This window comes from Arenicella sp. 4NH20-0111, from assembly GCF_040366405.1.
Taxonomy (GTDB): Bacteria; Pseudomonadota; Gammaproteobacteria; order Arenicellales; family Arenicellaceae; genus Arenicella.
Genome location: NZ_BAABWF010000002.1, coordinates 121045 through 143706, shown reverse-complemented (window position 1 = coordinate 143706; position 22662 = coordinate 121045). Strand labels below are relative to the sequence as shown.

15 protein-coding genes and 1 tRNA gene are annotated in these 22662 nt (G+C 45.9%); 10 read left to right on the top strand and 6 right to left on the bottom strand.

Annotated elements, in window-relative coordinates; all coding sequences use genetic code 11:
- Positions 1-33: 33 nt before the first annotated feature.
- Positions 34-1080 (bottom strand): rod shape-determining protein, encoded by a 1047-nt coding sequence (locus ABWW54_RS04645; protein ID WP_353410642.1) that lies wholly within the window; start codon positions 1078-1080, stop codon positions 34-36.
- A 274-nt stretch (positions 1081-1354) separates the two neighbouring features.
- Between ABWW54_RS04645 and gatC the strand changes: the two genes are divergently transcribed.
- From gatC to ABWW54_RS04615, 6 genes are all read left to right on the top strand, one after another.
- Positions 1355-1642: an Asp-tRNA(Asn)/Glu-tRNA(Gln) amidotransferase subunit GatC gene (gatC, locus tag ABWW54_RS04640; protein WP_353410640.1), complete on the top strand. Its 288-nt coding sequence runs from the start codon at positions 1355-1357 to the stop codon at positions 1640-1642.
- 44 nt (positions 1643-1686) lie between these two features.
- A complete protein-coding gene (gatA, locus tag ABWW54_RS04635; RefSeq protein WP_353410638.1) occupies positions 1687-3171 on the top strand; it encodes an Asp-tRNA(Asn)/Glu-tRNA(Gln) amidotransferase subunit GatA in 1485 nt (494 codons plus the stop codon).
- A complete protein-coding gene (gatB, locus tag ABWW54_RS04630; RefSeq protein WP_353410636.1) occupies positions 3171-4616 on the top strand; it encodes an Asp-tRNA(Asn)/Glu-tRNA(Gln) amidotransferase subunit GatB in 1446 nt (481 codons plus the stop codon). The genes gatA and gatB overlap by 1 nt, the downstream gene beginning before the upstream one ends.
- Positions 4613-5410: a thioesterase family protein gene (locus ABWW54_RS04625; protein ID WP_353410634.1), complete on the top strand. Its 798-nt coding sequence runs from the start codon at positions 4613-4615 to the stop codon at positions 5408-5410. Before gatB ends, ABWW54_RS04625 begins: the two co-directional genes overlap by 4 nt.
- A gap of 68 nt (positions 5411-5478) precedes the next feature.
- Positions 5479-5555, top strand: a tRNA-Arg gene (locus ABWW54_RS04620).
- Between the two features lie 443 nt (positions 5556-5998).
- Complete coding sequence (locus ABWW54_RS04615; RefSeq protein ID WP_353410632.1) at positions 5999-7717, top strand: thaumatin family protein; 1719 nt, start codon at positions 5999-6001, stop codon at positions 7715-7717.
- A gap of 299 nt (positions 7718-8016) precedes the next feature.
- Here the strand turns inward: ABWW54_RS04615 and ABWW54_RS04610 are convergent, their stop codons facing one another.
- Both ABWW54_RS04610 and ABWW54_RS04605 read right to left on the bottom strand, forming a co-directional pair.
- Positions 8017-9087, bottom strand: a complete 1071-nt coding sequence (locus ABWW54_RS04610; RefSeq protein ID WP_353410630.1) for a hypothetical protein — start codon at positions 9085-9087, stop codon at positions 8017-8019.
- A gap of 34 nt (positions 9088-9121) precedes the next feature.
- Positions 9122-10993: a polysaccharide lyase family 7 protein gene (locus ABWW54_RS04605; RefSeq protein ID WP_353410628.1), complete on the bottom strand. Its 1872-nt coding sequence runs from the start codon at positions 10991-10993 to the stop codon at positions 9122-9124.
- A gap of 886 nt (positions 10994-11879) precedes the next feature.
- On the opposite strand from ABWW54_RS04605, the gene ABWW54_RS04600 reads away from it, so the two are divergent.
- The 4 genes from ABWW54_RS04600 (at position 11880) to ABWW54_RS04585 (ending at position 19502) form a co-directional block, all read left to right on the top strand.
- On the top strand, positions 11880-12665 hold the full coding sequence (locus ABWW54_RS04600) for a glycosyl hydrolase family 18 protein (RefSeq protein WP_353410626.1): 786 nt from the start codon (positions 11880-11882) through the stop codon (positions 12663-12665).
- Between the two features lie 202 nt (positions 12666-12867).
- Complete coding sequence (gene hrpA / locus ABWW54_RS04595) at positions 12868-16785, top strand: ATP-dependent RNA helicase HrpA (protein ID WP_353410624.1); 3918 nt, start codon at positions 12868-12870, stop codon at positions 16783-16785.
- An 81-nt stretch (positions 16786-16866) separates the two neighbouring features.
- Positions 16867-17220, top strand: coding sequence for a hypothetical protein (locus ABWW54_RS04590; protein WP_353410622.1), 354 nt, complete (start codon positions 16867-16869; stop codon positions 17218-17220).
- A gap of 101 nt (positions 17221-17321) precedes the next feature.
- On the top strand, positions 17322-19502 hold the full coding sequence (locus ABWW54_RS04585; RefSeq protein ID WP_353410620.1) for a TonB-dependent receptor: 2181 nt from the start codon (positions 17322-17324) through the stop codon (positions 19500-19502).
- An 81-nt stretch (positions 19503-19583) separates the two neighbouring features.
- Here the strand turns inward: ABWW54_RS04585 and ABWW54_RS04580 are convergent, their stop codons facing one another.
- From ABWW54_RS04580 to ABWW54_RS04570, 3 genes are all read right to left on the bottom strand, one after another.
- Positions 19584-21209: a long-chain-fatty-acid--CoA ligase gene (locus ABWW54_RS04580; protein WP_353410618.1), complete on the bottom strand. Its 1626-nt coding sequence runs from the start codon at positions 21207-21209 to the stop codon at positions 19584-19586.
- Positions 21210-21384: 175 nt separating this feature from the next.
- A complete protein-coding gene (locus ABWW54_RS04575) occupies positions 21385-22260 on the bottom strand; it encodes a hypothetical protein (protein ID WP_353410616.1) in 876 nt (291 codons plus the stop codon).
- Between the two features lie 16 nt (positions 22261-22276).
- Positions 22277-22660 carry a hypothetical protein gene (locus ABWW54_RS04570; RefSeq protein WP_353410614.1) on the bottom strand — a complete coding sequence of 128 codons (384 nt, stop codon included), beginning with the start codon at positions 22658-22660 and terminating at the stop codon, positions 22277-22279.
- Positions 22661-22662: the final 2 nt, after the last annotated feature.

The window sequence follows — 22662 nt, the reverse complement described above, 5'->3', positions numbered from 1 at the left end:
GGGTTGAACTTCTCTTAGAAATACCGGTGTTTCTTACTCGTGTGCAAATACGTCACCAAGGTTATCCATTTCTTCTAGAGCACGACCACAACCTCGTGCAACGCAGGTTAATGGGTCATCTGCAATCACCACGGGAAGACCCGTATCTTCCATCAATCGTCGATCCATATCCCTCATAAGAGCCCCGCCACCGGCAATCACCATTCCCTTGTCTCCTATATCGGCACTGAGTTCAGGAGGAGTCTGTTCTAAAGCCTGTTTTATTGTTTGCACAATCGACTCCAGAGGATCACTGATTGCTGAATAAATCTCCTTACTGCTTAACGTCACCGCTCGTGACAAACCTTCAGCGATATCACGGCCTTTTACTTCCATTTCACGCTCTTCTGATTTGTCCCACGCAGTAGCAATTGCTTTCTTTACTCGTTCAGCACTCGCTTCACCGATCAACAAACCGTGATTTCTTCTAACGTGATTTATAATAGCTTCATCAAACGTGTCGCCAGCCACTCTTAGAGATGTACTGTAAACCATGCCGCCCAATGACATCACCCCAACTTCAGTAGTACCGCCTCCGATATCCAACACCATGGATCCAGTAGGTTCAGCGACCGGTAGATTTGCACCAATGGCGACTGCCATCGGTTCTTCGATCAGATAGACCTCTCTGGCTCCAGCACCGTAAGCGGACTCTCGAATAGCTCGACGTTCAACCTGAGTGGAGCCACAAGGAACACAAATGATAATTCTCGGACTGCCTTGTAAAAACCGATTCTCTTGAACCTTTTTGATAAAATACTTAAGCATTTTCTCGGTGACATTAAAGTCAGCGATAACGCCGTCTTTCATAGGCCGGATAGCCTTGATCGATCCGGGCGTTCGTCCCAACATTTTCTTGGCTTCTGCACCAACCGCTAAAATACTCTTATTGCTTAAGCCTCCGCCCGGCGCATATCGTATGGCTACGACAGAAGGCTCATTTAAGATGATGCCTTTTTCTTTTACGTAGATAAGCGTGTTAGCGGTGCCAAGGTCAATGGCAAGATCGTTAGAGAAGAGCCCTAAAATGCTTCGAAACATGGTGTGAGATTACTTTGAGTGAAATCGTTATTTTTATGCGTTAGCTTGATGAACGAGAGATGACAAGCCACAAATTAAGCCGCGATTGTACAGCGTATTGCGTCACGGCGCTATTCAACAAAAAGGCTATCTGTGGTAATTTCATGGTTTGTGCATTAATCATGATTTAGTTTCGAGCTTTTTCGCAAATTACTGACCTTTTTATGACGTTATTTTGCGTATCACCCTCATTTCGCTATTTCTAGCAACCCAACTCACATAATAGATCACCAACATGGCTCTTGATAATAAAACCGTGCAAGATATTGCACGCCTTGCCCGCTTAAATGTGTCTGACAAGGAAATTGAAAAATACCGTGGCGAGATAAGCAACATTCTAGACTTGGTCGCTCAAATGGAAGCCGTCGACACCGATGGTATAGCTCCTATGACACATCCATTTGACGCCACCCTCAGAATGCGTGCGGATGAAGTGACTGAAAAAAATAATCGAGAAAAGTTTCAAAAAATTGCTCCCAGCTCAGAATCGGGGTTATACCTCGTACCTAAAGTCATTGACTGAAAACACTCAATTCAAAAGCAGCCCCCAAAAGAAGGACATAAGTTTTGACTATCACCACCCTTGCCAAATTATCTGCGTTACTGGAAAAAGGCTCAGCCTCCAGCGTAGAACTTACACAAGATTACTTATCTAAGATTGAAAATAGTGATCTCAACGCATTCATCAGCGTTGACGTTGACGCTTCCGTAGAACAAGCGAGAAAGGCCGACCGTTCTCGCCAGACCGGAAATCACTCTAAATTGACGGGCATTCCTGTCGCGCAAAAAGATATCTTCTGCATAGAGGGCACTCAAACTACCTGTGGCTCGAAGATTCTGGAAAACTTCGTCTCTCCTTACACGGCAACGGTCATCGATAATATGCATTCCCATGGAATTGTTTCTCTCGGGAAAACAAACATGGATGAATTCGCCATGGGTTCCTCAAATGAAAACTCGTATTTTGGCAGCGTTAAAAACCCATGGAGTCAAGAGACGCAAACCCTGGTCCCTGGAGGCAGCTCTGGTGGCTCAGCCGCCGCTGTAGCGGCCCAGTTAGCACCTGCTGCGACTGGCACGGACACAGGTGGCTCGATACGTCAGCCCGCTGCATTTTGCAATCTAACGGGTGTTAAGCCGAGCTATGGTCGTTGTTCACGTTATGGGATGATCGCATTCGCTTCCTCTCTGGATCAGGCCGGGCCAATGACTCACACCGCTGAAGATGCCGCATTAATGTTGAATGCAATGGCTGGTTTCGATGCAAAAGACTCAACATCATTAGACGTTCCGAGAGAAGATTTCACCAGCCTTCTCGACAACTCTCTCGAAGGATTGAAAATTGGCTTACCCAAAGAATTTTTTGGTGAAGGCCTTGATTCAGATATAGCCACATTGATCGAAAATGCGGTAAAAGAATTTGAAAAAATGGGTGCCATTGTCAAGGAGGTCGCTCTTCCGAACTCACACTTGGCTCTACCGAGCTATTATGTCATTGCGCCCGCCGAAGCTTCATCCAACTTATCTCGCTTCGACGGAGTTCGTTACGGCTTAAGAGCCGAGGGTTACACGGACTTGAACGACATGTATGAAAAGACTCGTTCAGAAGGTTTTGGCGACGAAGTGAAGCGAAGAATCATGATTGGTGCCTACGCACTGTCGTCTGGATACTATGATGCGTATTACTCGAAAGCCCAAAAACTCAGACGCTTGATTTCAAACGATTTTAGTTCCGCTTTTGAACAGTGCGATGTCATTCTAGGCCCAACCACACCCAGCCCTGCCTTTGAGGCCGGCAGCCGCACGAGCGACCCAGTCTCTATGTATTTGAACGATATTTACACCATTCCAGTTAACCTCGCCGGGCTACCAGCCGCCTCAATACCCGCTGGTTTCACTCAATCAGGTTTGCCCGCTGGACTCCACCTAATAGCGCCCTATCTACAAGAATCGAAATTGCTTAACATTGCTCACCAATACCAACAAGTAACTGACTGGCACCTAGAGGCCCCAAAATCGATCGCTGAGACTATCACTGGAGGGGCTAAATAATGTTTACATGGGATAAACACTGGGAAGTCGTCATCGGACTTGAAGTGCACACGCAATTGATGACCCAATCCAAGATCTTTTCTGGCAGCGCCATCTCTTATGGCGCTGAGCCAAACACACAAACAAGCACCGTTGACATAGCACTGCCAGGCGCTTTACCTGTTATGAACATGGAAGCCGCCAGGCTTGCAGTCAAATTTGGCTTGGCTATCGGCGCACACATTAACAAACGCAACGTATTTGCGCGTAAAAATTATTTTTACCCTGATTTGCCAAAAGGGTATCAGATATCTCAAATGGAGCTTCCTATCGTTGGCTTTGGGGAACTCGAAATCGAGACCGAAGAAGGCACCAAGACCATCGGCATTACTCGAGCGCACCTAGAAGAAGACGCTGGAAAATCACTTCACGAGAACTTTCATGGGCAAACCGGCATAGACCTGAATCGCGCTGGAACACCACTGTTGGAGATCGTCTCAGAACCTGATATGCGCTCGCCAGCCGAAGCAGTTGCTTACCTTCGCAAGCTTCACAGTCTCGTTAGATACATCGAAATATGCGATGGAAACATGCAAGAAGGATCATTCCGTTGTGACGCCAATGTTTCAATTCGTCCTCGCGGTCAAAAAGAGCTAGGCACTCGAACTGAGCTAAAGAACATTAACTCATTCAGGTTCGTAGAACGTGCTATGGAATTTGAAATCGAACGGCAAATCGACATACTAGAAGAAGGGGGTTCGGTCATACAAGAAACTCGCCTTTACGATTCAGACCGTCACGAAACTCGGTCAATGCGTTCCAAAGAGGAAGCGCATGATTATCGGTACTTTCCCGATCCTGACTTACCGCCCATGGTGTTGGACGACAAGTTCCTAGAAGAGGTGCGAGCGACTCTGCCTGAGCTACCAGCTGAAAAACGAGCACGATTCATGAAGGAGTTTGGGCTTTCATCCTCAGACGCCGATGTATTGACCGCTGACAGGGACACGGCCGAATATTTTGAAACAGCGGCCAATGCGACTTCAGCCGACGCGAAAATAGTAACTAACTGGATGACAGGCGAGTTATTCGCCAGCTTAAATAGATCGGAGATAGAACTTGTTGATTCGCCTATTTCTGCACTTGCTTTGGCCAAACTCCTAGACCGCATTGCCGACAAAACATTGTCGGGCAATACAGCTAAACAAGTATTTTCAGCGATGTGGTCTAAAGAAGGTGACGTTGACGAAATTATCGCAGCCAAGGGTTTAAAGCAAATTACCGACACAGGTGCGATTGAAGCCATCGTCGATGATGTAATCAGTAATTGCTCTGAACAAGTTGAGCAATTTAAAGATGGAAATGAAAAAGTGATCGGCTTTCTGGTAGGGCAAGTAATGCAAAAATCTAAAGGCAAGGCAAATCCTCAGATGGCCAATCAAATGCTCAGAGACAAACTAAAATGACAGCCAACCCAAGCTTTTCGATACTGCTAGACAGCCTCACAAAAGTTGCTGACGAAACGTGGGCAGTCAATATTACCGATAATTGGCTCCAAGGTCGAACAACCTATGGAGGATTATCAGCAGCTCTGTGCCTACGCTCGGTGGTCAATGAGCACAAACAACTCCCGCCGCTGCGGTCCGCTCAAATCAACTTTATCGGTCCAGTCGCTGGCGACGTTAAAGTGACAACAAAAATAATGCGTCAAGGCCGCTCTGTAACGTACATTAGCGCCGAAATGTATGGCGAAAAGGGGTTGGCCACACACGCGGTGTTTTGTTTTGGAGCAACTCGAGAGTCACGGCTAGATGGACAGTTCACCAGCCAACCAAGCGTGCCAAGCGTAGAAGAATCAACGAATTTTTTCAGCGAGGGCTTTGGCCCATCTTTTGCCCAGAACTACGATTGTAAACTTTCGCAAGGCGGGCATCCAATATCAGGCTCTGAACATTCTGAGCATTTTATTTGGGTTAGACACAAAGATAAGGGCGCCTCCGATATGGCGGCTCTTCTAGGAATAGCCGATATGCCACCACCCGCAGTACTGCCAATGTTTAAGGAGTTCGCGCCCATCAGCTCAATGACTTGGATGCTAAATTTTCTAAGTGAAGATTTAACCACCAAGGACGGATGGTGGTTGATGCGTTCCGCGGCTGAGCACTCAAAAGATGGTTATTCTAGCCAAGATATGCAGGTTTGGAACACCGATGGCGAGCTTATTGTAACCAGCCGTCAAAGCGTCGCAGTCTTTTATTAAAAATAGTCTAAATCAATACTCGAATACTGCTTTTATTTAATCTATAATCCGCGCAACAAAGATTTTACGCGTCCGTAGCTCAGCTGGATAGAGTAGTTGGCTTCGAACCAATTGGTCGGGGGTTCGAATCCCTCCGGGCGCGCCAATAAATAGAAAAGCCGAATCATTCATGTTGATTCGGCTTTTTTATTGCCTGCAATAGGGACAGAGCGGTGTAAAAAAAGGAGCATGATCATCCATTCGAAAAAGGCCTAGGGGTCCCGCACCCGAGCACCCACACTCTCCAGCCCAACGGCGAACCAATTGTTAGCAAATGACTATCAAAATACCGCGATTGACCGTCTCGAGCGCCTAACGTGAGCCTTAGCCTTTCGGGGCTACGGGCTAACGGCCTTCAAACGATAAAAAACAGAACGGATTTAGCGTTCGGCAGCAACGTGATTTAACCGCCTACCCTGCCAGCACGCGATGCTTAAACTACCGCCATTATGCTCTCTACGTAATGATGTGTAATTGATCATCCACTTGATAAAACCTAGTGTGCATATTTCATATCAAGAACTTTAAAGGCCAAATCAGGAACCAATCATGAAGAATGTAACCAAGGTCAATCTGTTTTTCCTGTTGCTCATGAGCTTCATCGCTAACGCGATAGCCGCCGAAACTGACTCAAGCAAAGGCGGTACACCTATCGTACGAACTGTCGCAGTTACCAATAATACTGGCGGTGATATATGGGTAGGGATTACGACGGCTTCCGTAAGCTGCGCAACGACACCGGCTAAAGGCAGTGATTCTTTGTGTCCAACTCAGGCAGCCGGCTCATGCGGCAATGGCGGAGTAACCTGCATTGGAGGCAAAAACAAAGTGGATTCTGGCTGGTGCGGAGACTATCCATGGGATTCTGTGACAGGCTTTTGTTATCAAAAACTACCCGTTGTAAACAACCCAAATGAAGCTGACTCTACTAGTCTGCATTTAGCCTCGGGAAAAAGCTTAACCTTAACAGCCCCGGCCTCAACACCGACAAACATCCCTTTTGTCTGGAGCGGAAACATGTTTGCACGCACGGGTTGCAGCTCAGGCACTAAAGGCAATACCTGTCAGATGGGGGACTGCGGAGCCGCCAACGATAAGAATAATTACGATTCCGGCGGAATGTGCCCTCCTGGCGCTGGCGGATTTCCACAAGGCACGTTGGCAGAAGTTACCATGGCAAACCCGGCGTACATCGCTCCCGACAACGCACCAGCTCTAGGTCCGGACTATTACGACATCAGCATTATTAATGGCGTCAATGTGGCCGCCACAATTGGGCCGGTTGATGGTAAGGCTTCTACGCAAAATGCGTATGTTTGTACAACGGCTGGTTCGACAAAAGCTCAGGGCGCACTCAAGGCCTGCAGTTGGATTATCGAACCGGTCATTAACGACGTTGACTACGCGAGCTACCTTAGCAATATTGCCCTACCCAGCGCACTCACCCAACAAACACCGCAACAACCGGTGGGCAGCGGGGGCTTATGCACAAACCCAAGCGGTAGCGGCACGATCCCACCAAACAAGGAAAACTATTGTCAGTGCGCAGGGTCAACAAAGGGCAACCTAGTGTACCCCGATGCCAACCATTTTTGCCCCGACCCCACTGACTTATCGGTATACCCGAACGCAGATGGATACTTCAAAAGCTGCAACAACAACACAACCTACCCTAACAGCTATGGCTATTGCGAATGCACTAATTCGTCACAGTGTGGCTCTGATCAGTCGTGCGGCGTCGCTCTGAACGCCTCTGCCAGTCAACAATATACTCAAGCATGCGGCACCTTTATTGGCTGGACCACGGCCGATACATTGTGTGGTACAAATGAAGGAGTGAATACGACGCCATTTTTAAAGGTTTTTTGCAATGAACACAATGCCAATGGTAGTGTCACAAACTACCTTGGTTGTTCTGGCTCTGAGGCTGCAGCAACATCTTGTTACAACATAGCCACAACATCCGGTGGCTACGAAAAATCGTGTTGTGGCTGCGGAACGAGCAGTGCTTCACAAACCGCATTTCCCAACGTTTGGCCAACAGTACAAACTGGTACGGGGCCTGACAACGGCTGCTACGGCAATAGTGCTGACTGGAACAAATACGTACAACCGACGCTTGTTTATCTAAAGAACGCTTGCCCAACGGCTTACGTTTACCCGTTCGATGACGCGACCAGTACTTTCACCTGCAACTCAACCAATGCAGATGCGACCAGCTGGCCAAATTACCAGCTTAACTTTCAGCCTCTCTTAGTGGAAAACTAAAATTAACTGCACAGCAAGGTGAGTATTAGCACTTACCTTGCTGAGTACCTCCTACTGAGCCTTCAAACGAACAAAATGTCAGCGCGCTGGCCTATAAAAGATCCTAAGTAACAGAAGCGAATAGAACTCCAATATACTACGTTATCCCAACCAATGAACAACGGACGAACCTTTGATATTGTTCATGCTAAATACGCTGTGTTTAGGTTATTGAGCAGCCAGACTATCAAGAGTAAGCGTTTATACTCTCGCTTGCTCCTTCGCCGTGCACGAACAAATCTTCTCGCCAAGTTGAAGCACTAGTGCGCGAAATATTTTCTGCGTACCAAGTTAGCTTCTTTAACTAAACGCTTAAAACGCTCATCTCTAGGATAGTCAGCTAGATGACTGAGAATCTCTAACTCCCTCTCGATGGACCTATAGTCTATATAGGTGCCATTTTCACCATGCTCTTTCTCGCTCTGCAAAACATACTCTATCGCCATGATGCCTGCCAGCTGAAAATCAGGCTCGCTAGTACGCAATGCTTGAAGCGCATCAGGGAGTATTAAATGTGGGTATTCGCTGAGCTGCATTTTTGCTTTGAGTGCCGCAGTACGAACCGAAACAGCTGGATCGTAATAAAGAGCTGAATCCAGCCCATGCAGTATTTCAGGATCGCCACGCAAGCCTAAATTCTGCTTAATACCGGCCAATATTCTTCTTTTCACATAGGAGTTTTCTTCACCAGCAAATATGATCATCAGCTTTTTAGCAACACCTTGAACCGAAATATCATCTGCAATTAGCTTCACACCATCGGCTCGAATTTGCCAATCTTGCGAAGCGATGTAATTTTCACCAAGCTCTGCTTTTTGATGGTGCGGTAAATGCATGAAGATATCGGTTAAAAATGCACGTATATCTGCGCTTTCCGTCGTTAGCGCCAATTCAAGAATGTCGTGGCGTCTATCTTTGTTGTGCTGTAAATACACGGCCAATTCTTCAGAGTGCGCGCCTAACTTATAGAGCATTGAATCACTCAGAAGCTCGCCCCCTTCCAATGCCGAGATTGATTTTTGACACAAGAACGAACATTGATCGAAAACAAAACGATTGGAGCTTATTGTGAGATCATTGCTCGGTGCAACTGAGCCAACAATTTTCCTCTGATCGAACTCCTGCATCGCTGCGTGACTGGTTTGCGAGCGTAGTACCTCATGTGAGCTTCCGTTGTATTGAGATCGTCCACCTAGGGTAACTGAACCAGTCAACAACCAAAGCAGTAGCCATAGCCCTGCAAAACTGATTGCGTAAATCAATATGTTTCTACTATAAAGATGATTCAACACCGTTTTTCCTTCACTCCTCAAAAAATAGAAGGGGCCCATTCAAAGCCCCTTCAGCAGGTTTTAGGGGCAATGCTTAATGAGACACATTCAATCTATAAAATGTGACGATGTCACTGTCTCCACTATTTCCGGTGTCATTTTGGGTGTAGGCGCCAGCTTTAAAATACATCCAATCATCGTTTCTGTCATACCCTGAATTCAGCTCATCCAGCTCTATCCTGACACTATCGATGATAGACCCCGTGGAATCGCCTCTGCGAACCACGACGATAATATCAGCGCCGTCATTTTCAATCTCATACGAGAAGAGTTCACCAAGAGCGATTCCATTCGAGGGGCTAGAGCTACAAGACGTATCCCCAATGATTGGAAAGTTAATATCGCTTCCGCCTCGAACTTCGGAAGAAGCGTATATACAACCATTAGTTGTACCAGCTCGATGCTTGTAGTTAAGACGTAAAGGCTCATCTTGATCGGCGTGAATTTGACCAATTACGGTCCGCCCACGTTGACTGTCAACACCGGAGGTAGTTACTTTATTTACTCTCAAGGTCGCTGTCATTTTCCCTTCACGAGCGCCCCAGGATTCATTGCTATTGCCGCTGTGACTGGCGGGTTGATAGCCTAATGCCCAGTTGTTACGAAAGTCGCCATTCTTGCCCGTGGTATCAATGCTCGTATCACTCCCACGTAACATTTCTCGGAGTTCACTGCGCGTTCTAGAACTGCATGAGCCTCCAGTAGTCGCACCGCCAATGTCCGTCACAAAGCGCATTCCGCCATCTGTATGGGTAAAGAAATAAGGCTCAGACCGACTAGGGAAGTTACTGTATTCAAACGGCTCAACTGACTGTGCCTTACAATCACTTGAACTACTGTCTCCGGCCGGGGTATCTAATTTCCACCGAGTTAAATCAAAGTTTTCCCACGGTGGGCTACTAGGATCTAAACCAAACTGCCCAGTGCCTCCGCCTCCATTACCAACACTTTTAATATCCAGCCAATTGATATTGAAAGAGCCAACAGGCATTGTCAGACGAAGTATGTGGGGACCTGCACTGAGGTTTCCTAGCCCCACTGTTTCTGTATAAAAAGATTGCCAATTATTCGTGTCATCGACACTGCGGTTGCTCGAGACCTGCACTCCATCGACCGAAAGAAAGAACTGACCATTTCCATTTGTCGATGCAACCCGCACATCTGCCTCGTAGTCGCCACCGCTATTTACGTCAATTTCATACTCAAGCCACTCACCATTTGCAACCCAGCCAACATTAAACCCGCCACCCGAATCAGTAGTAGTCTGAATATCAACGCCTGTAGACCGATACTGGTCACCTATATTATTAGCGGTGGAGTCTGAGTAGTTGGTAAAATCTTCGGCTTCTATTTTGGCTGGCACTCCCACAGCCTGACCTCCACCACCATTATTACCTCCGCTGGGACCACTGGTACCATAAACCTCAAATTCGGTGACGTCAGCCCAGTCCGACCCGCTGGACGTTGAAAAGATCTTAATGCGGACTTGGCGGGCATCGATATCATCCACGTTATACACCTCAATATCGGCGGTGCTGCCACTACTATCAGCGCGACTTCTAATCTTAGTCCATGCACCAGACGTACCTGACCTTGCACGAACTTCAAAGTTATATGATCGGGTATCTCCCCGGCCCCACGCTACGCCAATGTCATCTATTCTTTGAACAGACCCCAGATCAACGTATAAGTTCACAACCCCATCGCCAGAATTGTTGTAGTTTGCCGCCCAACGCGACGCAAACGCCGTACTACCATCGATAGCATTGGATGCTGGGTAACTGGGGTGTGCCCCACCGAAATCTCCAGCACTCTGAACATCAAACGTTTGAGCTCCTGCTGCATTCGCCAACAATGCGAGAAAGCACGCGGTATTCGCGAACATTAAAGTTCTAATTTTTTTCATCTTTACGCCTTTATGTATTTAGTCAGAAATACGCTATTGCAAAACCTCGCAACGCGGATTTTCATATTTTTATGCTTAATCTATTTTTCTATAAAGCGTAAAAAGCCGATGAGATGTAAAAGACTCGCAGGGTCGATATTAAGAATCATTTTCATGATTGAATTCCTCCTAGTGGGGTTTATTTAGCACTGACTAAGTATTGTTATTTTGGCGTCAGCGCACATTAACTGATGCTTTTTTAGCTATCTATCTTATTTCTAACGCACCCAAAGCCTAACAAGTTGGACAAAAGTAAATGATGGGGCGCGGAAACATTAAATATGACGCAGCATTTATCGTCAAGCCAATATTAATTAATTTATCTACAATTTGGTCTAACCAATATAGAAAATGAAATACAACACATAGAGATAACAGAGACCATTAAAACCATATAAGCATTTGTTTTAAAATAAACAAACAAAACAAACTGAGTGTCGGACCAATTTTGACATCTCACTATAGTGTGATTTGAATTAGGCTAATCTGACTAACACGTTGCATTCAGATTCTCGAACACCGTCACGACGCAATTATTGGTATTACCAATTTAAAGGAGATTTTTCAGAGATGAAGCAATAAACATGAATTGACTGTATTCAATAAAGCACAGTCGTTCTCAGCGATACGATGACACACGATTAGCTAGTCGCACACGGAGAAGGGTACGAATGAATCTTGGTGCGAATAACCCACTCTTAGGAGTAACTGTTCACCCCCCCTGCATACTCAATCCAGAGATGCCAATTTACCAGTCTCGTTATTACACCTCATTACGCGAGACCAGCACTGAGTCCTGTGTACTCTATTCTTGTATTCACCAGCCATTACATTAAAAGGAACCGATATGTCTAATAACGTCCAGAGTACTTTCTTACCTTGTTATCTAGAAACAAACACGAGCAACCCGTCTAATTTCGCTAAATATAGCCTGTCTGGTGGTGCCAGCCCATTTAGTTTATGCATCCTTTTTGCCGCAAACCTAAATGGCACGCCTGATGCCCCCGAATTAAGCTTCAATGAAAAACTACAGCCGATAATGGACTCTGGGATCATTTCAGAACTGCAAGGAAAAGGCCTTAAGGTAAGCCTATCCATTCTACCAAATCATCAAACTGCTGGTCTCTCCACGCTGACGCCCACGGGCGTAACAAGCTTCGCAAATCAGTTAATCCGTGCGGTAAAACAATACGGGCTTGATGGACTTGATTTTGATGACGAGTACACAGCGCCCGGCGCACCAGAACAACCAGCTTCTTTCGTGATCCTATTGCAGCAGATACGTAATGCGCTGCCCACCACACTCCTTACGATGTATGCAATTGGCCCGATTATGCAGTACCTATCCTATGACGGTGTCGATGCGGGATCACTCTTAGATTACGCGTGGAACCCGTACTACAGCACCTATAATGCGCCACTAATTCCAGGCGCTACGAATGGCCAACTAGCTGCTGCTGCGGTAAACATTACTTCCACTCCCACCTCTATGGCAAGCGAATTTGCTGAGCGCACGTTAAGCGATGGCTACGGCGTGTACATGACGTACAACCTCGTTAATGGAGATCAAAGTGAATTTTTATCTTCCGTGACAAACGTTTTATACGGACAAATGACCGAATACAACGAATGATGTCTAGCGTGAACCCCGCTTCTTAAGAAAATGAACGACGACTCGGTAATTTAACCTGCGTCTATATGGCGAGTAACAACTAGTAAACGGAGCCCGGCACCCGGAGCGAGCAATTTACTTAACCTCGCCCGGCGCGAAACGGCACTTACCAATTCTGCCTTTCGATTTAATTCAGGGAACAAATCGAGTAACATCCCTCGGCATGAATATTGAGTTTCCAGAATCCCTCCCTATCAACCAGAGACGGCAGGAGATCGCACAGTTAATTTCCAAGCATCAAGTTGTGATCGTGGCAGGAGAAACGGGTTCCGGTAAAACCACTCAGTTACCCAAAATATGCCTGTCTTTAGGCCTCGGTGACAAAGGGCTGATCGGGCACACGCAACCGAGAAGAATTGCAGCGCGGACCGTCGCTGACCGCATCGCGGGTGAACTCAAAGTATCCTTGGGATCAGAAGTTGGCTATCAGGTTAGGTTTAACGACAAAAGCGGTAAAGACACCAAGCTCAAGTTGATGACTGATGGCGTATTGCTTGCCGAAATTCAGCGTGACCGGCAACTGAAACAATACCAGACCATCATCATCGATGAAGCTCATGAAAGGAGCCTCAATATTGATTTTCTTATGGGTCTCCTAAAGCCTATATGCAGAAAACGACCCGACCTAAAAGTTATAATCACATCAGCTACGATTGACCTGCAAAAGTTTTCGAACCACTTTGCGATTAATGGCGAACCTGCACCAATTATAGAAGTTTCTGGGCGCACTTACCCAGTAGAGACAGTCTATCAACCACCTCAGGATGACACTCTATCGCTCCCCGAACTTATTTCAGACACAATCCAGAAAATTGCTCGAGGCGAAGCCAGAGGTGACTATAAAGCGAGTGGCGATATATTGGTATTTTGTGCAGGTGAACGCGAAATACGCGAGACTGCTCAATCTATAAAAAGGGACCAACTGCCTGTCGAAGTATTGCCGCTTTACTCTCGATTGAGTATTCAGGAACAGAATCGAGTCTTCAAACCCGCACACAGGCGCAAAGTGGTGCTAGCAACGAACGTAGCAGAAACGTCTATCACTGTTCCTGGCATCGCCTATGTGATTGATCCAGGCGTAGCGCGAATATCCAGATACAGCTTCCGCTCTAAAATACAACGCTTACCCATTGAATCAATCTCTCAAGCAAGTGCAAATCAACGTCAAGGACGTTGCGGAAGAGTCTCTAATGGTGTTTGCATACGCCTATACTCGAAAGACGACTTTGAACAACGCCCGGAATTCACACAAGCTGAAATACTACGTAGTAACTTAGCGTCGGTAATTCTGAAGATGATGCGCTTGGGTATAAAAGACATAAAGAGCTTCGACTTCATTGACCGGCCAGACAGCCGATTACTCAATGACGGTACAAAGTTACTCATGGAATTAAAGGCGATCGAGCCACTTGAGCCAACTCGATCAGGAAACCCAAAGCAACCGGATACCAAGCTGACAACAGTGGGTCGCCAAATGAGTGACTTACCTATCGATCCAAAATTTGCGCGGATTTTGGTGGCAGCCAGCGAACTCGATTGTTTGGCAGATGCTCTCGTTCTGATCAGTGTTCTGAGCATACAGGACCCTAGAGAGCGCCCCGCAGATCGCCAGCAAGCGGCTGATCAAAAACACAAATCATTGCAACACGGTCAGTCTGACTTTTTTACCTATTTGCATCTTTGGCAAAAAGTAATCGATGAGCGCAAGGCGCTCAGCAACAGCCAATTTAAGCAATTGTGCGTGACTCAATTTTGGTCAATCGCTCGGATCTTCGAATGGCGAGAGTTATATAGCCAGCTTAGACGAATTTGTAAAGACCTGGGTTGGAAGAGCGACGAATGGAAGGACATCGTACTGCCAAAAGAGTCCGAAAAAAATAAACAACGAAACCAAAGTGGATTTGACGACCGATACGCAAAATTACACCAAGCATTATTAACCGGCCTAGCTAGCAATATTGCCTACAAAGATATAGAAGGCGAATACTTAGCAACCAGAAGTAGACGAATCAATTTGTTCCCATCTTCTTCCCAAGCCAAACGTAAGCCAAGCTGGATTGTTGCGGGAGAATACCTGGAAACGAGCAGGGTCTTTGCCATCAATGTAGCTCAAATTAACCCCAATTGGGTTATTCAGGCAGCAGAGCACCTATTGAAGTACAGCTACAGCTCACCCCACTACCACAGACGCTCAGGTACGATTAAAGCAATTAGGAAAACGTTGTTCCAAGGACTTATTCTCAAGGACAAAGAAACGGTTAATTATGCTCCCGTTAACTCGACCGAGAGTCGGCAAGTATTTATCCAAGAAGCACTCGTCTCCAACGAGTATCAGCCGCGCGGATCGAAACAACAAACAGCGGCTCATTTCATTGAACACAATCTAATGCTTATTCGGGAAATCGAAAAGGTTGAAGCAAAAACTCGTCGAAGAAACCTACTGATCAGTGAACAGCAACTTTATGACTTTTTTGATCAGCGACTGCCCAGCCACATTAACAGTCGCACTTCTTTAGAGAAGTGGCTCTTAAAGGGAAATGAAGCCATTTTAAAACTCAATCGTGACCAACTTTTGGTTAACGAGTTTGACAATGAGGAGGTTTCACAATTCCCAAACAATATTGAAGTACAAGGCAAGAAAGTAGAAATTAAATATCAATTTAATCCTGGCCAGAACAATGATGGCGCCACCATGCTGATTCCAATTTCAGTACTAGCGCCCTTCCCCGACCATATTGGAGACTGGCTTGTTCCCGGACTTTTACGAGAAAAGTGTATCGCTCTAATAAAGACACTGCCTAAGTCGATCAGGAGAAATTACGCACCGGCCAGCGATGCCATAGATCGAATCATGCCAAAACTCATGGAACAGGCTGGCAGCAACAAACCTCTGACTACCACCCTAGCTGACCTATTATACAGGACTCGTGGAAGCAAAGTCTCAGGGTCTGATTTTATCCCCGATAAATTAGATTGCTATTACAAAATGAACTATCGAGTCATTGATATCGACGGCTCTTTAGTAGACGAGAGTCGAGAGCTAGCTAAACTCAAAAGCGACTATGCCAATGCGGTACAAGCAAGCGTCCATTCAACCAACGCTGAAGAGCGGAATAAACTAGAAAAACATCAACTCAAGTCTTGGAGCTTTGGCGAGTTATTACCTCACGTAGAATATCAGCATCAGGGTATGACCGTACGAGCCTTTCAGATGCTCAAAGTTCAAGCAGACAGCAGCGTTTCGTTACTAATACACGATCAGGAAAACATCGCAAAATATGAAAGTAAACGCGGAATTTTGATGCTTGCTAGAAATGTTCTATCAGAAACGACTCAAAAACAAGCGCATAAATATCTACACAAAGAACTAATGCGCGTTAAACCATCCAGCGCAAGAAAAACCAGTGCAGGGCTGGGTCAGCTTGCCACTCAGCTAAAGCATGCAAAGCCTGTAATTAAAACCACTGAAGACTGGGTGCCAGAGATTATCTTTGCCGCCTTAGATAAGGCGTGTTTTGAAAATAACGTTTTAAACACCAAATCACCTTCGCAGTTTAATGACGCATTAAGCAAAGCTAAAAATTGGGTTCCTGTTGCCACTGAACTCGAAACTTCGTTGTTATCGAACTTAGCTGCCCGCGATCAAATTAACTCACGGATGCTCTTAAACCCTGCCACGTCTGTAAGCAGCGATGAAGTTTATGAAGATATAAAAGCACAGCTATACAAACTGTTTCACCCCACCTTCCTTAGATACACCACATTGAGCCAAATCAAACAATACCCTAGGTACTTGAAAGCCATCGAAAGTAGGCTAGATAAACTCAATTTGGCGAGCAAATCAGCGTCTGAAGAGCGCTTATTGGCTAAACAGATCGAACGATATGAGAGTCACTGTCGGCAACTTACCCCAAAGGGTTATGATATAGACTTCAACCTTACCTTGGCCCCAAAGCTCCAACACTTCTCAATCATGCTTGAAGAATGGCGAGTGTCAATATTTGCTCAACACCTTCGCACGCAGATACCTGTTTCAGATAAGAGGCTAACAAAGTTTTGGAATGAAAACATCCAGCAATAAACAGGAAGGGCCTTCCATTGCTCCCCAAATAGCTCCCTAGATGAAATGACCTGGAGGGTTTTGAAGCACAAATGGGTTGATATGTTATATAGTAACAACTATTATTCAATCATAATGAGCTTAGCCAAAATACGTCATCAACACTACCAAAACACACGGGGAGAAGATCTGATTTTCACCCTGGTGGCACTTGTGTGTTTGACCTTTAGCGTTTTAATAAATACAGCTCACTCTTTCGAACACTACACGGTCAGTCATCAAGGGGAAACATGTTGCTTGTTAGGGGCTTTAGATAACGCTCACGAACCTGTTAACAACCCACCACTAGATCAGGCAACACCTGTTGAGCACACACAAGCCATTGCTGCAGATACGGTCGACATCAATGCACTTTATGCCAACTACATCACTCGTGCCCCACCAACACAAAGTTAGTAATAAACATTAAACTAATTTATCAGCGTGTCAGGGTCACAACCGAGTTCACGTTATCACTATTTTTGTTATTGCCCGAAAGTCAGGGCGTGAAAAACCTCATGAATATCATTAAAGCTCGTTCAACAGTATCGCACTCACTCTCTCAATTTGATGGAATTAAACTTAGCGCTTTAAGTCTAGCCATTACAGCCTCATTGGGCTTTGCTACTCCTAATCTAGCTCAAAGTCTGTCTGACGGCGACATCGAGGAAATTGTCATCAAAGCTCACCCTCTTCACGAACAGGGATTGGCTCAGACGATTTCAGTACTAAGCGGAAAAGAACTCTCAGATGCAATTGAGAGCAATCTAGGTGATACGCTAGCTAAGCAACCGGGTATCCGCAGTGCAAGTTTTGGCGCAGCCTCTGGTCGTCCAATCATTCACGGTCTCGGAGGCCCCAGAGTAAAGACTACTGAAGATACAATCGATTCATTGGATGTTTCCGTAACCAGCACCGATCATGCGGTCACCATTGAGCCCTACATTGCAGAACAAATCACCGTGCTCAAAGGCGCTAGCACACTGCTTTACGGATCAGGGGCAATTGGTGGCGTTGTGGATACAGAAACAGGCCGTATTCCGAACAAGATCAACGAGGAGAATTTTTCGGGGCGTGGCGAACTTAGATTTAGTGATAATGAAGATGGTAAAAGCGGTGCAATCCGTCTAGACGGTAATCTAAGCGACAACTTCGCTTGGCATATTGATGCATTCTCCAAAGAAGCTGATGATTACGAAATACCTGGTTTTGCTGAATCCGCAGGGTTTCGAGCACTCGAAGAGGCCGAACACGATGACGAACACGATGACGAACACGAGGAGCACGAGGAGCACGACGACGAAGAGGCATTTGGTGTCTTAGAGGGCAGTCGCTTTGACATCCAAGGTTATTCGGGCGGGCTTTCTTGGGTAGATGGTGATAACCACCTTGGTTTTTCCATCAGTGGCATTGATGGGAGCTACGGTTTAGTCGGTGGTCATGGGCATGAAGAGGAGGAACACGACGAAGATCATGATGGCGAGGAACACGACGAAGATCACGACGAAGAACACGAACACGAAGAACCTGGCCGCATTGAAATCAAACAAACTCGTTTTGATATCGGCGGAAAGTTCGCTTCTTCCTTAGATCTAATTGATTCGTTCAGTTTTCGGGTCGGTGTCAATGATTATGAACACGCCGAAATAGAAGGTAATGGAGAAATAGGAACGTTGTTTGATAACGATGCTTGGGAAGCTCGTTTGTACGCCAACCACAACGAAATTGTAGGTTTCAAGGGAGTAGCCGGGCTGCAATTAAGCGATCGAGAATTCAGTGCCATTGGTGAAGAGGCTTTCGTGCCCCCATCAAGCACCGATTCAATTGGTGCGTTTTGGGTTGGAGAACGAAATTTTGAATCATTTTCTCTGGAAACTGGCGCTAGAATTGAATCTCTAGACACGGCATCTGAAGGCGCTATTTCTCGAAGCTTTAGCACATTCAGCACGTCCGTAGGTGCCGTTATTCCTCTGACAGAGGCAGCGAAGTTCAATGTTCTTTTTGACTATGCAGAGCGCGCCCCAAGTATTGAAGAATTATTTTCTAATGGCGCTCACCTCGCGACCGCCTCGTTCGAAATTGGCGACAGTACGTTAGACAAAGAAAGCAGTAAAAACCTGACATTGTCCTTTGCCTATGAAACAGACTTGATTGACTCACATGTCTCGCTTTATCACTATCAATTTGATGACTTTATCTATCAGAGCGCTACCGGCGAAGAGGAAGATGAATTGCCCGTTTTACTCTACAGACAAAACGACGCAGACTTTACCGGCATGGACATTGAAGTCGGCGTGCATTTGTTTGAAGTGGCGTCAGGCGATCTAGACCTTACCTTTACTTACGATTTTGTTGATGCTGATATTAAAGGCACTTCGAACAGTCATTTAGCGAGAATTCCGAGTGACCGCTTTGGAGTGGAACTTTTGTGGTCAAATTCAGATTGGAGGGCTAAATTATCATTTTCTGACGTTGCGAAACAAGATCAGAATGCTAATTTCGAATTACCAACTGAGAGTTACCAAGATATAAGTGCTAAGTTAGAACACAAATTCATACTCGGTGGCGCGGAAATTACAGCGTTTATTCACGGTAAGAATTTAAGCGATGAAGAACAAAGAAGCAGCACCTCCTTTGTCAAAGACGTAGCACCGGCTCCCGGCAGACGCGTCGAGGCTGGTGTTCAATTCGATTTCTAACTCCTATCGGAATTAGAGCACAATAAAAAGCGAACGCTGGCTTATCAGCGTTCGCTTTTTTCATTTTGGAATAGTTTCTGTTTAAGAAGAAAATGAATAATCTGAAAACTGCTCACGTAACTTTAATTTGTGAATCTTTCCAGTCGCAGTATGAGGCAATTCCTCCACAAACGTCACTTCATCTGGCATCCACCATTTTGCGATTTTCCCATCCATAAATTGCAAAATTTCGTCGCCATTCACAGCAGACCCAGCAGCCTTAACAACAATCAATAGAGGGCGCTCGTCCCACTTTGGGTGAGCAATACCAATGACAGCCGCTTCAGCAACGTCACCGTGCCCCATTGCGCAATTTTCCAAATCGATCGATGAAATCCATTCTCCGCCAGACTTAATAACGTCTTTCGTGCGATCAGTTATCGTCATAACTCCATCACTATCAATTGTCGCCACATCACCGGTGTCAAACCAGCCATTGTCATCCAGCGCTGAATCATCATGCTTAAAGTAGCGCTCGACCACCCAAGGTCCGCGAACTTTCAAAGCGCCAAACGCATTGCCATCCCACGGAAGTTCTCGATCGCTCTCGTCAACAATCTTCATCTGCACACCAAACACTTGACGACCAGAGCGAACCCTGAGGTCATCGTATTCTTCTTGAGTGTAATCTTCTCTGGGGCGCTTGAGCATATTGAATGAACCGAGTGGCGCCATTTCAGTCATCCCCCAACCGGTAATCGTTTCAACATCATGTTCTTCCTCAAACTCTTTCATGATGCTCAAAGGGCATGCTGACCCGCCAACACCAACTCTCTTCATCGTTGTAATTTTCTTACCCGACTCTCTCAGATAGGTTAATAGCGTTAACCACACAGTTGGGACACCCACTGAGTAGTTGACCTTTTCTTCCTCAATCAGGCGCTGCAAACTCTCTCCGTCTCCCATTTTCGAGCCGGGGAATACCAATTTAAAACCGGCCAAAGCCGCAGAATACGGAATATTCCAAGCGTTAACGTGAAACATCGGCACGATAGGTAAAGCCACATCATGAGCGGCAAGGCCCATTCCACCGCCAAGACAGCAAGCGTAAGACTGAAGAACCAATGCGCGATGTGAGTACAACACTCCCTTTGGGTTACCGGTTGTACCGGACGTATAGCACAAGGAACACGCCGTATTTTCATCCAATTCAGGCCAATCAAACTCTGAGGATTCAGCATCAAGCAACGACTCATAGCAAAACACATTCTTCAGCTTTGTGGTTGGCATGCTGTCTTCGCTAGCAAGAACAATAACCCCCTCTAAGTTTGTTAGAGTGCCCTCAATCGCCTCAATCAGGGGAAGGAACATAGGATCAACCATTAAAAAACGATCCTCAGCGTGATTAATTATATAAACCAACTGCTCAGGAAAAAGTCTCGGGTTAATCGTGTGGCATACAGCCCCACTGCAAGCGACCCCGTAGTAAACTTCCATGTGGCGGTAGTCGTTCCATGCCAAGGTACCAACAACTTCGCCCTCTTTAAGGCCAAGTTTCTTTAAAGCATTTGCAAGCTGACCGGCACGATCATAGCATTCTGCCTGGGTGTAACTGTGCCTGGGGTTGTCATGAACCACCGATACAATCTCACTCTCACCATTGATCGACCTACCATGTTGCATTAACGACGTAATCGTTAGCTGCTCATTCATCATTAGTCCTAACATCAACCATCCTCCAAGATGTCAAAATGTAAATTAGTTTTATTATGTTTCTATTGCCCAATCACCAAACATAAGTCGAGACAATAGACTCGTTGAACTTGACCTTATCAACCGAACTAAACTGCATGCCCCCGACTTAGGAAGCTTATGAAGCCACTGAATATTACGGCTTCCGTAGCTACTCGTCGAAAAGCAGCAAAGTCAGTGGCGCAATACTAAATTCTTTTCGCTCAAAAGGAGGTGAAGGCAGAGTCAATTGAATATTAGAATACACCCTATTTTTCAAAAAAAAGAACTGATTAGCGCTATCAGTGGTCACTGGATCACCAGCCCCAGTTGTAGGAAAGTAAGGTCCCTCTGGAATAGACGGATCACAGGAATCGCAGCTTAGCGACAGAGTCCACCCTCCTCCGGTACTTGATGCTGGTACTCCTACGAAGAAGCTCCACTTTACATCATCGAGGTCCGCTGAGATCATTTGTGTAAACGTAGGAGGGTCGGTAAATTGTGAACCTTTCAAGGTAACGGTGAATATCTCCTCTCCCGTTGCACTCACCCCATTTGGAAATTCAAACGTCCCTGAAAAATGGTCTGCGCGCTCAAGCATAATATTGATTACTTGGGGCGCAAAGGCGTTAAACTCAATTGCATCAACTTCACTCACAACACCCGCGCTACCTCCCCAATAGCCTGTCGTGGTAATTCTGATATTCGCACAACCGCTTAAACAATCGAATCGCAATTTCCGTTGTACTTCTTGCTGACCAACACCGGGCTCGCTGTCCAACAAAGGTATGCTGTAATCAGCGAATGAGCTTAATGGCTCAATCGAAACGTCGGTAAATGTTTGCGAACTTACTCCATTTAAATCAACGGTGTCTAGCGGAACACTGGACACTCGAAACACAGCTGGGCTACTAACTGGAACAACGCCCGAAGGCATCGATATTCTGCCAGTCAATTGATTGGTTTGTGCAAATAATGGCGCTATATATAGGGCTACCCATGCAAAGACGACGCCGAGCAATAACCTCTTCATATTAAAAACAATCATTAACGTCCCTATTACTTTAGTTGATGGCTTTTTCTGCAGTCCATACTCCTAGCCAAGAGAAACCTAAAACCAGGCAAAGTGCCGTAATCACATTAGCAACGGTCAGCGACAATGATTCGGGTACCCAGTTAAGGGCACTTTGCGTAAACTGGCCAAGATCGAAGAACCAATACGCTGCAACCAATCCTAACAACAACCCAATGAGATCAAAGATTGTGGACCTTGATTTATCTCGCTTAATACGAACAGGAAGTGAATTGACAATAATTTTTGTGAAATTATCGTCAATCAAGCTGGGTTGTTGCGCCCTAGTTTGAGTAAACAGGGCATCTAAATCAGCATACTGCTCTTGCTGAGAATCTGGGCCAATATTGAGTGTTTCAAAAATTTCTTTGCTCATAA